Raw genomic sequence first — 15,443 nt, forward strand, 5'->3', positions numbered from 1 at the left:
TAGAATAAAAAGAAAATGAAAACATTGATTTCAAAATATTGGCTCGTATTGATGGCGCTGGTATCAGTGACTCTGTTCACAGCTTGTTCCAGCGATGACGATGCCGTAACTCCTGTATTCCCACAGGTACAGCCTATCGCCGGTGAAGCTGGCGAAGTGAAAGAGTTTACTTTCGAAGCTAACGAGAGCTGGAGCCTTTCTTCAGACAAAATCTGGTGTAAACTGGTGCAGGGCGAGAAAACAGACGCCTTCGTACTCAATGGTACTGCAGGCAAGCAGACCATCAAGGTTAAGATTACTGATGATGATGCCAGCAAGGATATGAGCGTGGCTCAGCTCTTCCTGAATATGAGTGGTCAGAAGGTTGCCATAGCTGAGGTTAAGCGTTCGGCTGCCGGCTATAAGTTGCAGGTATTCGATGCGGCTGGCAATGATATCACCGAGACAGGTATCACTGTAGGTTACAATGTATACACCAAGTTTACCGTAAAGTCAAACTACCGTTTTGCTGTTACCAATACTCCAGCTTGGGTAGACTTGGAAGGCGGCTTCCTGGTAGGTACACCTAACAAGGATGCTGTAGGCGGAGTTTCCTTCAAGGAGAATCAGGGCGTAAGTGCTAAGTATGCCATCGCTAAGGACGGCAACTACACCATCACCTTTACTTCTGAGGATGGCAAGGCTGCTGTAACCGTACCTGTTATCTATAATGGTATGACCACCAGCACCATGGATGTTACTTATCCAACCTCTTCACAGTGGGCAGTATGGAATGTATCTCTCGATGGTAAGGTGTTCACTCAGAATGGTTCTAGCCTGACTGGTGGTGATACCAATGATTTCACTTTCTACAACTTCGTTCCTTTCACCCTCAAGACCTTGGGTGATGCTTACCAGCTGGTAGTCTTCGAAAACACGGAGAATGGTTTGTTTGAGGATGGAACTGGTGCTGTGAAGCTGCAGGGTGAGAAGGGTGATGTGAAGCTCACAGTCGCTCCATTAGGCAGCGGAAGCCGTGAGTTCTTGGTTTATGCATTGCCAAAGAGCGTATTCGAGAGTCTGGAGAATGGACTCGACGGAATGCTGGAGGAAGACTTCATGACTGTGAAGAGCGATTACGACCGTTACTTCCTGATGGATGTTGTACAGAAGGAGGCCAACTCTTCTGCTGATGATCAGTCTGCAGCACCGACAATCTTGAAGATGAACTACTTGCCAGTAGAGTGCAAGAAGGATAAATCAATGTATGGTTCTGTCATATCAGAAGTATTTGGCTACAATGGTGACGAAATATATGTCGCTCAGTCAGAAGTAGGAAGCTCTCTTACAGTTAATCCTAATATCAAGGATTGGGATCCTACCACTATGATGGAGACAGGCTATCTTACAGTTATGGATAGCAACGGAAATGATGTTCCTGCAGAGCCTAGTATGGATACGAATAATAACTGGGTATTCTTCGTAAAGGTTCCTGCTGCTACTCCGATATTTATGGTATTCGAGGACAACGGAACTCCTGTAAAGGTTCTTGTTGTTGAATCTCCTGGTGAGGGAATGAGTAAGAAACATACTTCTATCAGAAAAATTAGAAAGTAATGAACAGAATGAAAATATTTTCAAAGGCACTCTTGTTGCTCTTGGTCTCTCTCCTGACCTTTGCAGCAACAAGTTGCTCGGATGATGAAACCGGAGGCTGGGACGGCACATACGGATATGTGCAGTTCACGCTCAGCAAGAAGGTTTCTTCTAGAGCTACCCGTGCTACTGCCCTTGACAAACTTGAGAAACTGGATGATGCCAAGAAAATCAAGGTGGTCATGGAGCACAACGGTACAACTGTCTCTCAGACACTGGTGCTCAATTCTTATAATTCAGAGAATGCAGAGTATGGTCTGAGAAGTGAAAAACTGCAACTCGCTTCGGGTACTTACACCGTCATCGGTTTCTATCTCTATGATGCTGTAGACGAGGAGTTGCTGGCTTCTTCTGCCGGCGAAACATTCACTGTAGTAGGTGGCGGTCTGGAAGTACAGAACCTCATGGTGGAGACTGTGGAGCGTGGTAAGGTGAAGTTCAATCTCGTGAAGGAGTGGGAGAAGACCCGTGCCGGTGGTGCCGAGTATCTCTTCTCTAACATCCGTCTCGTTGATGTCAGCGTAACTAATCTCTTTACCCGTGAGACCTATACTTTCCCTGAACTGAAGGTGAAATACAAGGAGGGAAGCAAGGAGAATCAGAATCCTGACAATGAGAACGATAAGTATATGGACACAGGTACAGCTTACTGCGATTCTACCGTATGGCTGCCTGCCGGTACCTATCAGGTTACCTCATATACCACCTACGGCAAGACAGGTGCGGTGAAGACCAAGTATGAGACCCAGCCTGTAAAGGGTGAGACTTTCATTATAGAGGACAATCAACTCAATGATAAAGCTCAGGTGCCTATCCTCCTTTCCAAGACCAAGGAGTATATCAAGGACTATGAGGCGTTGAAGGCTATCTGGGAATCTCTCCAGGGTAAGGAGTGGAGCTTCTATGGTGATGCTACCTTCAAGGGAGCTAACTGGAACTTCAACAAGGAACTCGATATGTGGGGCGAACAGCCGGGCGTAACGCTCAACAGCAACGGCCGTGTCATCGGTCTTATCATCGCCGGTTTCGGAGCAAAGGGAATCGTACCTGATGCCATCGGACAGCTGACAGAACTCCAGGTGCTCAACCTCGGTTCTCACGATGAGAAGATTGGTGCCAACATCTTCAATGATTATGATGCAAACAGTCTGACTGCAGCAAAGAAGAGCAGCATGCGTCACGACTATGAGAACAAGTTCCTGAAGTATGACCCACGTGCCAATATGTCGGATATGATTGTAGAAAGCTACAACTCTGATCCTAAGGTGGCACCGAAGAACAGAATCAAGAAGGACAGCCGCATCAACCTGAAGGATGCACAGATCGGTACATTGACCAACAAGATTACAGGTGTATCTAAGGCCATCTATCGTCTGACTAAGTTGCAGCAGTTCTATATCGGTAACTCTTCTATCACATCCGATGAGGTTTGTGCGAAGTTCTACAATGCTGACGATCCTGTTTATGGTAAGTTTGCACAGGAATTCAAGGATGAGGATTGGGACAAGATGGAAAACCTGACCGATATCGAACTTTACAACTGTCCGAAGATCAGTCGCATTCCAGACTTCTACTATAATCTCCCTAAATTGCAGGCGATGAACCTGGCACGATGCAAGGGAATCTCAGCCAACCAGTTGAGAAGCGACTGGACCCGCTTAGCTGAGGAGAAGACCGGTAAGACACTCCAGATTCTCTATATGAGTTACAACAACCTGGAGGAGTTCCCAGAGTCATCTGCCTTGAGCAAGATGGTGAATCTCGGTCTGCTCGACCTGGCTTACAACAACATCAAGAAGTTGCATCCGTTCGGTTCTGAGGTAGCACTTACTTCTCTCTATCTGAACAACAACCAGATTGAGGAGGTTCCTGCTAATCTCTGTGCCTTTACAGAAGATGTAGAGAGTCTGACCTTCGCTCACAACAAACTGAAGAAGATTCCGAATATCTTCGATGCAAGTTCTGTTCGCGAGATGGGTTCTGTAGACTTCTCTTACAACGAGATTACAGGTGTAGATAATAGTCATGGTACCTACAAGGGTATCAATGCAGCTTCAGTCAGTCTGTCAAACAATAAGATAGAGAAGTTCCCTTCTGAGTTGTTTACAGCCGGTTCGCCAATCACAACCATCGATTTGAGCGGCAACCAGATGCGCACCATCCCTAAGGGTTCCATCAAGGGCAAGAAGGCTTATCTGCTGCAGGTCATCGACTTCCGATTCAACAAGTTGACATCCCTCTCTGATGACTTCCGCTCAACCACATTGCCATACATTACCAATATGGACTTGAGCTACAACTGCTTCACCGAGGTGCCAACCCAGCCATTGAACAGTGCCGTGCTCCGTGCCTTTGCCATCAACCACCAGCGTGATGGGAAGGACCAGCGTTGTCTGCGTACATGGCCTACAGGAATCACAACCTGTCCGAGCCTGATCCAGTTCCAGATTGGTTCCAATGATATCCGTAAGGTAGAAGAGACACTGACCTCTCACCTTTATATCCTGAATATCGCAGACAACCCTAACATCTCTATCGATGTAACCAGCGTCTGCCCATACATCAAGGCAGGTAGGTATATGCTGTTCTACGACAAAAATCAGGACATCCGCGGTTGCGATGCTTTGGATCTCGAAAATTAAACCCTATAAGAAAGTAGTAATATGAAATATATGAATAAACTGACATTAGGTATCGTTCTCGCTGCCGGGCTTTTCACAGCCTGCAGCGATAAGGATGATGTCGATATCCCAGGAGGACTGGCGCTCGATAAAGAGGAGATAGCCATAGGCCCTCAGGGTGGAACGGAGCAGATTGCCATCGCTGCCTCACAGGACTGGGTGGCAAATACCTCTGAGCCTTGGCTGATGCTTTCGCCTGCCAACGGTGTGGGTTCTGTTGAGGGTACCATCACGGTGGATTCTACTCTTTCCAACACGCTTCGCAGCACAGAACTCAGTTTCCAGGGTGCCAACGGACAGAGTCGCAAGCTTACCATCACCCAGTTCGGTTATGGCAAGCAGATCTTCCTGAAGGATCCTGTTGTAGAAATCGAAAACTCCGGTTCTTACGATAATCGTGCTTTCGAGAGTCTGATTTCCGCCAACGTGGAATGCAAGATTGGTAAGATAGAGTATTCTTTCGAGGGGGATCTGACCGATGCTGAGAAGGCAGAGAACGAGAGCGAGCGTGAGGGCTGGCTTCTGAACAGCAAGGATGAAGATAAGCTGACAGGTACTAACCTGGGTATCAAGCTGGACAGAAAGTACCGTCCTCGCACCGTGAACTTCAAGTTCCGCTGGGCGATGAACGTGGTTCCTGCCGTTCGTGTGGCTAAGGTTCATCTCGTGCCAGTCAAGGCTGAAGACCAGCTGGTAGATGCAGATGGTAATCCTACCGATGATGTTATCCTGACCGTTCGTCAGAAGGCAGCACCAAAGATTGAGGACAACCGTGCCGGTGACTCTCTCTCTGTCATCATGATCCACCAGAAACTGGGTAGCATTGCTACCTTCGATTCCAGCGAGAACATGCGCAACTGGAGCGGCGTAACGCTCTGGGAAGCTACTGATGATTTCGTGAAGGATCATCCTGAGGCTTTAGGACGTGTACGTTCTGTCAAGTTCAGCATGTTCAACCTCAAGAGTGGCGAAACTCTTCCTAAGGAAGTGGGTAATCTCAAGTTCCTGGAGTCATTCTCTGTTGCTGCCAACGAGAACAACCAGATTCGTGAGGTGAAGCTCGGTGATGAAATCTGCTCGCTGAAGTATCTGAAGAATCTTACCGTTCAGGCTTACGGTCTGACTCAGTTGCCTGCTAGCTTTGTTAAGCTGGGCAAGAGTCTTGAATCGCTCAACCTGGTAAATAACAACTTCAACAAGTTGTCGGATATCACCGATATCGTCAACGAGAAGAACTTCCCTAAGTTGCGTAACCTCATTCTCTATGCACAGCGCCGTACGGATGTTGTCATCAACATCGCTTCGCTGGGCGAAAAGAATGCATCAGGCGTCTATGTTTATAATAACTATCCTATCGGACTGTATGGTAAGGTAAATGCCGGATCTGCAGACCGTCAGGCGCTTCTCAAGCTCCTGACATGGGATAAGTTGAATACACTGAAGTTGTCTTACTGCTTCCTGGAGGGTGAACTTCCTACCGATGAAGAGATGGATGCAGCTCTGGAGGCTGCCGGCAAGGCCACCCGATACAGCAAGTCTGACTTCTCTACTAACAAGGAAGATTATCTCGACAAGCTGGTAGGCGATACCTGCAAGTGGTTGCTCTCAGGCTGGAATAATCCTGTAACCTGCAAACACAAGGATGGTTCTGTAGTTTGCGAGGATGTTTATGCTAGCGAGGTGCCACGTGTATTGCCAAACTGCCGTCAGTTGTCACTCAACCTGAACTTCTTTACAGGTGAGGTGCCAAACTGGATTCTCTTCCATCCACACCTGGTAGAATGGAATGCACCTACGTTGATCTTCAACCAGCAGCCTAAGGGTAAGAACAGCGATGGCGCTGCCGTTGGTTTCTCTAATATGACAGAAGACAGCTACAGCTACGACTACTATTACGGAACCAGCGACCCAGGCAGCAAGTGGGAGATTCCGGGTGTAGCTTATCCGCTCTACTACCGCACATACGTGGCAGCAGGCGATATTAATGAAGCTGCGCTGATGGCTAAGTACAGGAGAACTAAGAAAAAGTAAGATAAACATAAAAACAATATAGAAGCAAACAATGAAGAAAAAGTTTTTCTATATAGCAATGGTCGCATTGGCATTGACGGGCTGTTCTGACAGCCTGTCAACCATCGGCTCTTCTGACGGCAATTCTGAAATCACCATCCCTGCAGATGCTGAGGCGGGTGAGTTGCTGATAAAGTTCAGTCCGGAGATGAGCGATATCCTCGACCAGGCACAACTGAGCAAGACTCGCGCCGGAAAGGCTACCCGTTCGGGTATTCCTTCTACTGACGAGGTGCTCGACATCCTGGGAAGCTACAGCTTTGAGCGTGTGTTCCCGGTAGATGCAAATACTGAGGCAAGAACCCGCGAGGCGGGACTCCACCTCTGGTATACGGTGAAGTTTAATAAGGGAACCGACCTGAAGGCGGCTGCCGATCGCCTGAAGCAGTTGGGTGAAATCTCAAAGGTTCAGACTAACGGTCGCATCAAGCGTGCTTACAATACAGACAGCAAGCGCATCTATCTCAGCGATAAGGCACTTCAGCAGAAGTCTACCCGCTCAGCAGCCGAGGGCGAGCCAAACGACCCAGGCTTTGCCAGCCAGTGGCATTACCGTAACCTGGGTGAGGACCACTATGACTTTGAGAAGCTCAACAATAATCAGGTGGGTGCTAAGGCAGGATGTGACGTGAATGCACTTGAGGCATGGAAGACCTGTACAGGCGATCCTTCTATCATCGTGGCTATTCTTGATGAGGGCGTGATGTATACGCACCCTGATCTGGCAGCCAACATGTGGTGCAACCCGGGCGAAAGCGTTCAGGGTGCCAAGACTGACGGCGACGGTAATGGTTATGAGGGCGACCTTCATGGCTACAACTTCGTTACTGAGAGTGGCGATATTACCTGGACTGATGCCAATGACACCGGTCATGGTACTCACGTAGCTGGTACTATTGCAGCCGTTAATAATAATGGTAAAGGTGTTTGTGGTGTAGCTGGTGGTGACGGTACTCCTAACTCTGGTGTCAAGATCATGTCATGCCAGGTATTCTCCGGCCAGAACAGTGTAACCTTGGCAGGCGAGGCGAGAGCCATCAAGTATGCTGCCGATAATGGTGCTGTCATCCTGCAGTGCAGTTGGGGTTACAACTCTTCAGAGTCTAGCATCATCAATGGTTATACTCCGGGTCCTGCTACCGAGAAGGAATGGGCTGAGACCTATCCGCTGGAGAAGGAAGCTCTGGATTACTTCATCAACAATGCCGGTTCGCCTAATGGTGTCATCGACGGCGGTATTCCAGTCTTCGCAGCCGGTAACGAGTATGCTGGCAATCCTGCTTTCCCAGGTGCTTACTCTAAGTGCGTCAGCGTATCTTCATTAGCTGCCGACTATACTCCAGCCTGCTACACTGATTACGGTTCGCTCGTAACCCTGAGCGCTCCTGGTGGCGACTTGGATTATTACAGCAAGATTGGCGAGCAGGAAGATGAATACTGGGCAGAGACAACCGAGCAGAAAGGTGCTGTGCTCTCTACGATGATCAAGAACGGTCAGCCTGCTTACGGCTACATGGAGGGTACCTCTATGGCTTGTCCTCATGTTTCGGGTGTGGCTGCCTTGGGTCTCGCTTATGCAAGCAAGACGAACCGTCATTATCGTGCTGCCGACTTCGTAGCCCTGATGAAGAAATCTGTGAAGGAATTGGATAGTCATTATCAGAATGGTGCAACCAAGACCTACTACATGAACCATTCTACCGTAGGTGCTTCGCCAGAGATTGTACAGCTCTCTAAGTACATCGGCAAGATGGGTGCTGGTCTGATTGATGCAGCTCAGCTCTTGAACAACATCAAGAACAAGAAACTCAGTTCTGATATGAAGTTGCCTAACGTGTATGTGGGCATCGAGAAGACTGTTTCTCTCAACCTCGCTGCATATTTCGCAGGTCAGACAGAGGGATTCTCTTGCTCTGTAGCGAATAGCAGCGTAGCTTCTGCTTCGGTAGATGGCAAGACGCTCACCGTGAAAGGACTCGCTTCCGGAAGCACATCGCTCACCGTAACAGCTGCCGATGGTACCAGCCAGACCGTAGTTGTGACTGTTAGAAAGAGTGCCGGTAACAATGGTTGGATGTAAGTGGATATAATATGAAGATATTTGCTTTCCTATCGCTTTTCTTCCTGGCTTTGCCTGTTACGGTGAATGCGCAGAAGGAACTGCTGAAGTTTGAGCATCCGCTTATCGATGCAGGTACGATGACCGAGGACGATGCGCCTCGCACCTTCACCTTCGTAGGTAAGAATGTGAGCAAGAAGATACTGCACATCACACAGGTGAGAACCACCTGTGGATGTACCAGTTCTTATGTTAGGGGGGATGTGATGAAGCCTGGCGATACCTGTCAGGTGCAGATCACCTTCACGCCTAACCGCTATCCGGGCACCATCAATACGGGTGCTTATCTCTATCTGAAAGAGGTAGAGGGACAGCCTGCCGTTAAGCTTGCCTTAACGGGAAAGGTGCTGCCGGGTGCTGACCAGTGGGCACGCTATCCGCACAAGATGGGAGCACTCAGACTGAAACAGGCGAAGGCAAGTATCACAGAGGTAAAGCCGGGCACAGAGCCTGAGGCACGTATCCTCTGCGGAAACAGCGGTGACAAGCCGCTCCGTATATCCAGCCTCCTTCTTCCTCCTTATGCCCGTCTTACGACAGAGCCTGAGGTGATAGAACCGGGTGATGAGGCTGACCTCGTCATCACCATCATAGCCGATAAGATTCCGGCTACGATGCCCGAATCCTTCACCTTCCCTGTTATTCTGGAGGGCTTGGACGCCCGCCCGTCTGACAGAACGATACAGGTCGTTGTAAAGGTAAAAAGGTAAAAGGGAAAAAAAGTAAAAAAGAAAAAATACCAAGACAATGAAATATTTGAAAAAACTCTTCACCCTCCTGGTGATTGCTTTGTTTGCCTGCGGCTTTGCAGCCTGCAGCAGCGATGATGAAGAACCGGAGGAGCCTTCTCTGGAAGTTACACCTGCCAATCTTCATGGCACATGGGAGTTGGCTGAGTGGAACGGTGAACCTCTTGCTGAGGGCACATACTGCTACATCGTTTTCAACCGCAAGGACCAGACTTTCGAGATGTATCAGAAGTTTGACAGTATGTATGGTCGCCATATCACCGGTTCGTTCGCTATCAAGAACGATCCATACCAGGGCTACATTATCAGCGGAAGCTATGATAACGGTAAGGGCGACTGGAACCAGAGTTATCTCGTAACCCGTCTCCTGGCATCGGGTTCCATGATATGGACCGCCAAGGACGATGTTACCGACATCAGCCGCTACAAGCGTTGCGATGAGGTACCTGCCGAGATACTCAAGGAATGTAAAGATCTCACTGAAGAATAAAAAAAAGAGCGAATTATCTGCAAATTCTGCGGATTATTCGCTCTTTTTTTGTATCTTTGCCCTCAAACTTATCATCGGGTTCAAAGTTTAAGAATATGATATTAACGATTACAGGTTCAGACAGCACCGGAGGCTCTGGTGTGCAGGCGGACATCAGGACGATTTCCGAGTTGGGCGGTTATGCTGTTTCGGCGATAACCAGCATCACTGTGCAGAATACGCTCGGTATTCAGGAGTTCTTTGATATTCCTGCCGAGATTGTTTCGGGGCAGATTGAGGCTATCATGAACGATATGCAGCCTGATATTGTGAAGATTGGTATGATACGCAGGGTGGAAACGCTGAATGTGGTCATCGATGCGTTGACCAGGTACCGTCCTGCCCATATCATCTATGCCCCTGCCATCTGGTCGAGCCAGGGCGATGCGCTGATGACGGAAGATGTGGTGAGCCAGATCAAATACCGTCTGCTGCCGCTCTGTTCTGTCGTCGTGTCACGCAAGAAGGAGAGCGACATCATTCTTCAGAATTCCAAACTACTGAGCCTTGCCGAGAAGCAGGGACTCCGGATCTATCGCCTCGACAATGCCAATTCGCATGGTCTCATCAACCGTTTCTCTTCAGCTCTTGCCGTCTATCTGAATCAGGGCAAGAAGATGGAGGAGGCGCTGGCGATGGCGCAGGATTTCATCAATGTAGAACTCGTGCGCCAGAGCAATCTGCAGGGCAGGAGTTCCGAGCTTTACAACCAGTTTATATCGCAGGTTAATAACTTCTGCCGCACTTACAGCGATGTTCATTTCTATGCCGACCAGTTGAATGTGAGTGGCCGTTATCTGGCTCAGGTTACCCGCCGCATCTCCGGCAAGACGCCGAAGGCAATCATCGATGAATACATAGTGAAGGAGATAGAGCGCGAGCTTTCTACCACCACGCATACGGTTCAGGAGATAGCCAATACCTTCGGTTTCTCCTCGCAGGCGCATCTCACCAAATTCTTCAAGAAGATGAGAGGGGTAACGCCTTCTGCTTTCAGGCAACCAAAACCTGTTAATTAAAATGAGTCCGGCCAATTAAGGAAATAAAATACGGTCAACTGAGGAAATGAAATACGGTCAACTGAGGAAATGAAATACGGCCAACTGAGGAAACGAAATCCAGCCAACTGAGGAAATAAAATCCAGCCAACTGAGGAAATAAAATCCAGCCAACTGAGGAAATATCAAAAAAAAGTAGTATCTTTGCACACGTAATCAAATATTTGAAAATATGGAATACAAATATAGAATCGCAGACCAAATGCTGGCAAAGAAACTGGCAAGCAAGGGGGCTATCTTGATAGAAGGTCCAAAATGGTGTGGGAAAACTACCACCGCCGAACAGCAGGCTAATAGTATCCTGTATATGGATAATCCTGCCTCATTGGAAACAAATCTACAGATGGCAGAGATTGATGCTTCTTTCTTGCTGGAGGGTGATACGCCAAGACTTATTGATGAATGGCAGTTGGCACCCAAACTTTGGGATGCCATCAGATTTGAGGTTGACCATCGGCATGATGTGGGACAGTTTGTCTTGACAGGCTCTGCTGTACCTGCAGATGAAAAAGATATGCACCATTCTGGAACAGGACGGTTCAGTTGGCTAACGATGAGACCAATGAGTCTCTATGAATCAGGCGAATCAAACGGAAAGGTGAGTTTGGCACATTTATTTGAAACACCAGAAAAGATAGTTGCCATTAACAAACTGAAGATAGATGACCTGGCATATCTGATTTGCCGTGGCGGTTGGCCTTTTGCTTGTGGATTACAAGGCGAAGCAGCTTTGGAACAAGCATTCGACTATGTGGATGCTGTTATTAAGAAAGATATTTCGCGGGTGGATGGAGTAAATCGTAACGCAACGACTACAAGATTGCTATTGCGTTCATACGCCCGGAATCAAGGTTCGCAAGCAACCATCGGAACGATAGTGGCTGATATGATGACAAATGATGAAAATGAAATTAGCGTGAAGACAGCAGGTAGCTATCTGGAAGCCTTGCGCAAGATTTTTGTCATAGAGGATTCCGAAGCCTGGAATCCTAACCTACGCTCCAAGACGGCTATCCGTACTGCAAATACCCGTTACTTTATAGACCCGTCTATCGGAACGGCAGTATTGGGACTGGGGCCTAAAGATCTTATCAACGACCTCAATACGATGGGGCTCTTTTTTGAAACCCTTTGTATTCGTGATTTGCGAGTCTTTGCAGATGCATTAGATGGAGAGGTGTATCATTATCGCGATAAAAATGGATTGGAATGTGATGCTGTTGTGCATCTGCGTAATGGTAAATATGGACTTGTTGAAGTAAAGTTAGGTGGCGACAAGCTCATTAACGAGGGTGCAGAAAACCTGCTAACTCTTGCCGGTAAAATAAATACAGAAAAAATGAATGATCCATCTTTCATGATGGTACTTACGGGAACAGGCGATTTCGCTTATCGAAGAAAAGATGGTGTTTATGTTGTTCCTATCGGGTGCTTGAAAGATTAAAATAAGGTTCATTTTACTTCTTGCCTGGTAACGGTACTAAGTTGCATCAGCGCTTCTTGATTTTCAATCAAAGTCCAATTTAGAGCGAGTTAGTATTTTTAACAGCTTTCCTCCTCTTTATATATTCAGGAATATCTCTTATATATTTGCGAATCTCTCTTTATACAAAATGACTCAATGTTTGCAGAAAATGGAACATTTTTTTCTGTTTTCAGTGAAAAATGTTTCCTTTGCAGCCGTAATTGAATAAAAATATAAGAATTATGGCAGAAAATAGACAAGAATTGAACCGCAACTTGGCTCAGATGCTCAAGGGTGGTGTGATTATGGACGTAACAACTCCAGAACAGGCAAAAATCGCAGAGGCAGCAGGTGCATGCGCAGTAATGGCTTTGGAACGTATTCCAGCTGACATCCGTGCAGCAGGTGGTGTTTCACGTATGAGCGACCCTAAGATGATCAAGGGTATTCAGGAGGCTGTTTCTATCCCTGTAATGGCTAAGTGCCGCATCGGTCACTTCGCTGAGGCTCAGATTCTTCAGGCTATCGAAATCGACTATATTGACGAGAGCGAGGTGCTCTCTCCAGCTGATAATGTTTATCACATTGACAAGACTCAGTTTGACGTACCATTCGTTTGTGGTGCCAAGAACCTGGGTGAGGCGCTCCGCCGTATTGCTGAGGGTGCTACGATGATCCGTACCAAGGGTGAGCCAGGAACAGGTGATGTGGTTCAGGCTGTTACCCACATGCGTATGATGCAGAGCGAAATCCGCCGCCTGGTTTCTATGAGCGAGGATGAACTTTACGAGGCAGCCAAGCAGTTGCAGGCTCCTTACGACCTGGTGAAGTATGTTCACGAGAACGGCAAGTTGCCAGTGGTTAACTTCGCTGCCGGTGGTGTGGCTACTCCAGCTGATGCTGCCCTGATGATGCAGCTCGGTGCCGAGGGTGTATTCGTAGGCTCTGGAATCTTCAAGAGCGGTAACCCAGCTAAGCGTGCCCAGGCTATCGTGAAGGCAGTTACCAACTACAACGACCCTAAGATGCTGGCTGAGTTGAGCGAGGACCTCGGTGAGGCAATGGTAGGTATCAATGAGCAGGAGATAGCTTTGCTCATGGCTGAAAGAGGTAAGTAATGAGAATAGCAGTATTAGCTTTACAAGGCGCTTTTGCTGAGCACAGACAGAAGTTGGCTCAGTTGGGCGTGGATAGTTTCGAGGTTCGCCAGTTGAAGGATTGGAACCAGCCAAAGGATGGCTTGATTATTCCGGGCGGTGAGAGTACTACCCAGGCGAAACTCTTGAATGAATTGGGATTGATGGATCCAGTGAAGGTGGCGATTGCTGCCGGCTTGCCAGTTTATGGTACCTGTGCCGGTTTGATTCTTCTTGCCAAGAAGATTGAGGGCGAGCCTAGCCAGCGCATTGCTTCGATGGACATCACGGCTTTGAGAAATGCCTACGGTCGCCAGTTGGGCAGTTTCTACATCGAGGCTCCGATGAAGGGCATCGAGGGAAATATCCCAATGACTTTCATCCGTGCCCCTTATATTAAAGAGGTGTGGGGAGATGCTGAGGTTCTTGCTGAGGTAGATGGCAAGATTGTGGCTGCCCGCCAGGGTAACCAGCTCGTTACCGCCTTTCATCCTGAACTGAACGAAAGTCTGGAGATTCATAAGTATTTTCTGGGGATGTGCAGCAAGTAGGCTTCATCCAGAGATGAAACTTATTTCGTTGCCCGATGAAACAGGCTTCATGGGCACATGAAGCTACATAGCAAAGTATCTTAGGATACATTGCCAAGTATCTTAAGATACATGAGCAAGTATCCTAAGATACTTTTTTATTGAATGTCTGATACTTTTTTCCGATAAATGTTTGCCGTTTACAAATATTCATCGTATCTTTGCATTATGAAATCTTCGTTACGTAAAACTCATAATGATGTAAATGCTTATGGTACAGTTAAATCCTTTTATTATTGAAGGCTATCTTTCGCCGGAATATTTCTGTGATAGGGTAGAGGAAACAGCTCTTCTTACCCGCCATTTGACCAATCGGTGCAATGTCGCATTGATTGCACCAAGACGTCTGGGTAAGTCGGGACTGATTTATAATTGTTTTCAGAAGGAAAACATCCGTGAGCAGTATCATTGCATCTATATTGATATTTATGATACGAAGAATTTGAACGAATTCGTCTATGCGCTGGGCAAGGGAATCCTGACGGCACTCAAGCCAAAGGGCAGGAAAGTATGGGAATTTTTCCTGAATATGCTCCAGTCTCTGAAGTCAACTATCACTTTTGACATCAATGGAAATCCGGAGTGGAGTGTTGGTTTGGGAGATATTCAGGCTCCGGATATTACGCTGGATGAGATCTTCGCTTATCTCGAACAGGCAGATAAACCTTGTCTGGTGGCGATAGATGAGTTTCAGACAGTTGCAAACTATCCAGAGAAAACCGTTGAGGCAACCTTGCGTAAGCGAATACAGAATTGCCACAATGCAAACTTTGTCTTTTCTGGCTCCAAGCGCCACATGATGGCATTGATGTTTACTTCCCAGTCACGCCCGTTCTATCATAGTTCGAGTATCATGGGGTTGGAGGCAATCAATGAGCAGACTTACCTGGATTTTGCCAATCACCATCTTGCCAGGAACAATAAAGAGATAAGTGCAGCGGCTTTTACCTATTTATATCATCATTTCGATGGCATTACCTGGTATATTCAGTATGTACTCAATATGCTTTATACTTCAATTTCTGATAGGTCTTTGTTGCAGGAGGATGATGTCAGGATGGCGATAGATAGCATCCTTTCCCAGCAACGCTTTGCCTATCAGGCCTTGCTGTATCAGCTTACAGCCAAGCAGAAACAGCTTCTCATAGCCATTGCTCAGGAAGGTAAGCCTTCTTCCCTGATGTCGCAAGAGTTCTTGCAGAAGTATCATCTTGGTGCAAGCACCGTGCAGGGAGCTGTCAAGACCTTACTGGACAGAGACTTTATCACGCAAGATGAAGGCGTTTACCAATTATGTGACAAGTTTTTGGAGCTGAGCCTGCGAGCTGGTTGAGTAAGTAAAAGATACGTCTGAGTAAGCGAAATGAAGCGGCAGAGTGAGCCTACTGATATATCTGAATAAGCCTACAGA

The 15,443-nt window shown here is 47.4% G+C and carries 11 protein-coding genes; all 11 read left to right on the forward strand.

What is annotated here, in order from left to right; genetic code table 11:
• Positions 1-15: 15 nt before the first annotated feature.
• Positions 16-1,596 carry a DUF8477 domain-containing protein gene (locus tag NQ544_RS13010; RefSeq protein ID WP_006847591.1) on the forward strand — a complete coding sequence of 527 codons (1,581 nt, stop codon included), beginning with the start codon at positions 16-18 and terminating at the stop codon, positions 1,594-1,596.
• Positions 1,596-4,277: a DUF4458 domain-containing protein gene (locus NQ544_RS13015; protein ID WP_006847590.1), complete on the forward strand. Its 2,682-nt coding sequence runs from the start codon at positions 1,596-1,598 to the stop codon at positions 4,275-4,277. Before NQ544_RS13010 ends, NQ544_RS13015 begins: the two co-directional genes overlap by 1 nt.
• A 21-nt stretch (positions 4,278-4,298) precedes the next feature.
• Positions 4,299-6,347, forward strand: coding sequence for a BACON domain-containing protein (locus NQ544_RS13020; protein ID WP_006847589.1), 2,049 nt, complete (start codon positions 4,299-4,301; stop codon positions 6,345-6,347).
• 31 nt (positions 6,348-6,378) lie between these two features.
• Entirely contained in the window at positions 6,379-8,466 is a 2,088-nt protein-coding gene (locus NQ544_RS13025) for a S8 family serine peptidase (RefSeq protein WP_006847588.1), read from the forward strand.
• 11 nt (positions 8,467-8,477) lie between these two features.
• A complete protein-coding gene (locus NQ544_RS13030) occupies positions 8,478-9,215 on the forward strand; it encodes a DUF1573 domain-containing protein (protein ID WP_006847587.1) in 738 nt (245 codons plus the stop codon).
• Positions 9,216-9,261: 46 nt separating this feature from the next.
• Positions 9,262-9,744 carry a lipocalin family protein gene (locus tag NQ544_RS13035; protein WP_040553164.1) on the forward strand — a complete coding sequence of 161 codons (483 nt, stop codon included), beginning with the start codon at positions 9,262-9,264 and terminating at the stop codon, positions 9,742-9,744.
• A gap of 95 nt (positions 9,745-9,839) precedes the next feature.
• Positions 9,840-10,802 (forward strand): hydroxymethylpyrimidine/phosphomethylpyrimidine kinase, encoded by a 963-nt coding sequence (locus tag NQ544_RS13040; protein ID WP_006847585.1) that lies wholly within the window; start codon positions 9,840-9,842, stop codon positions 10,800-10,802.
• 211 nt (positions 10,803-11,013) lie between these two features.
• Positions 11,014-12,285, forward strand: a complete 1,272-nt coding sequence (locus NQ544_RS13045; RefSeq protein WP_006847584.1) for an ATP-binding protein — start codon at positions 11,014-11,016, stop codon at positions 12,283-12,285.
• Between the two features lie 263 nt (positions 12,286-12,548).
• Positions 12,549-13,424, forward strand: coding sequence for a pyridoxal 5'-phosphate synthase lyase subunit PdxS (gene pdxS, locus NQ544_RS13050; RefSeq protein WP_006847583.1), 876 nt, complete (start codon positions 12,549-12,551; stop codon positions 13,422-13,424).
• A complete protein-coding gene (gene pdxT / locus NQ544_RS13055) occupies positions 13,424-13,993 on the forward strand; it encodes a pyridoxal 5'-phosphate synthase glutaminase subunit PdxT (RefSeq protein WP_006847582.1) in 570 nt (189 codons plus the stop codon). The genes pdxS and pdxT overlap by 1 nt, the downstream gene beginning before the upstream one ends.
• A gap of 250 nt (positions 13,994-14,243) precedes the next feature.
• Positions 14,244-15,365, forward strand: a complete 1,122-nt coding sequence (locus NQ544_RS13060) for an AAA family ATPase (RefSeq protein ID WP_040553162.1) — start codon at positions 14,244-14,246, stop codon at positions 15,363-15,365.
• Positions 15,366-15,443: the final 78 nt, after the last annotated feature.

The sequence above is a fragment of the Segatella copri DSM 18205 genome (assembly GCF_025151535.1).
In the GTDB taxonomy this organism is placed as follows: Bacteria; Bacteroidota; Bacteroidia; order Bacteroidales; family Bacteroidaceae; genus Prevotella; species Prevotella copri.

Bases quoted from the DNA above. Each gene is read 5' to 3' on its own strand.
- NQ544_RS13020 (WP_006847589.1), top strand. From the start codon at position 4,299: ATGAAATATATGAATAAACTGACATTAGGTATCGTTCTCGCTGCCGGG.
- NQ544_RS13015 (WP_006847590.1), top strand. From the start codon at position 1,596: ATGAACAGAATGAAAATATTTTCAAAGGCACTCTTGTTGCTCTTGGTC.
- pdxT (WP_006847582.1), top strand. From the start codon at position 13,424: ATGAGAATAGCAGTATTAGCTTTACAAGGCGCTTTTGCTGAGCACAGA.
- pdxS (WP_006847583.1), top strand. From the start codon at position 12,549: ATGGCAGAAAATAGACAAGAATTGAACCGCAACTTGGCTCAGATGCTC.
- NQ544_RS13010 (WP_006847591.1), top strand. From the start codon at position 16: ATGAAAACATTGATTTCAAAATATTGGCTCGTATTGATGGCGCTGGTA.
- NQ544_RS13025 (WP_006847588.1), top strand. From the start codon at position 6,379: ATGAAGAAAAAGTTTTTCTATATAGCAATGGTCGCATTGGCATTGACG.
- NQ544_RS13045 (WP_006847584.1), top strand. From the start codon at position 11,014: ATGGAATACAAATATAGAATCGCAGACCAAATGCTGGCAAAGAAACTG.
- NQ544_RS13030 (WP_006847587.1), top strand. From the start codon at position 8,478: ATGAAGATATTTGCTTTCCTATCGCTTTTCTTCCTGGCTTTGCCTGTT.
- NQ544_RS13060 (WP_040553162.1), top strand. From the start codon at position 14,244: ATGGTACAGTTAAATCCTTTTATTATTGAAGGCTATCTTTCGCCGGAA.
- NQ544_RS13040 (WP_006847585.1), top strand. From the start codon at position 9,840: ATGATATTAACGATTACAGGTTCAGACAGCACCGGAGGCTCTGGTGTG.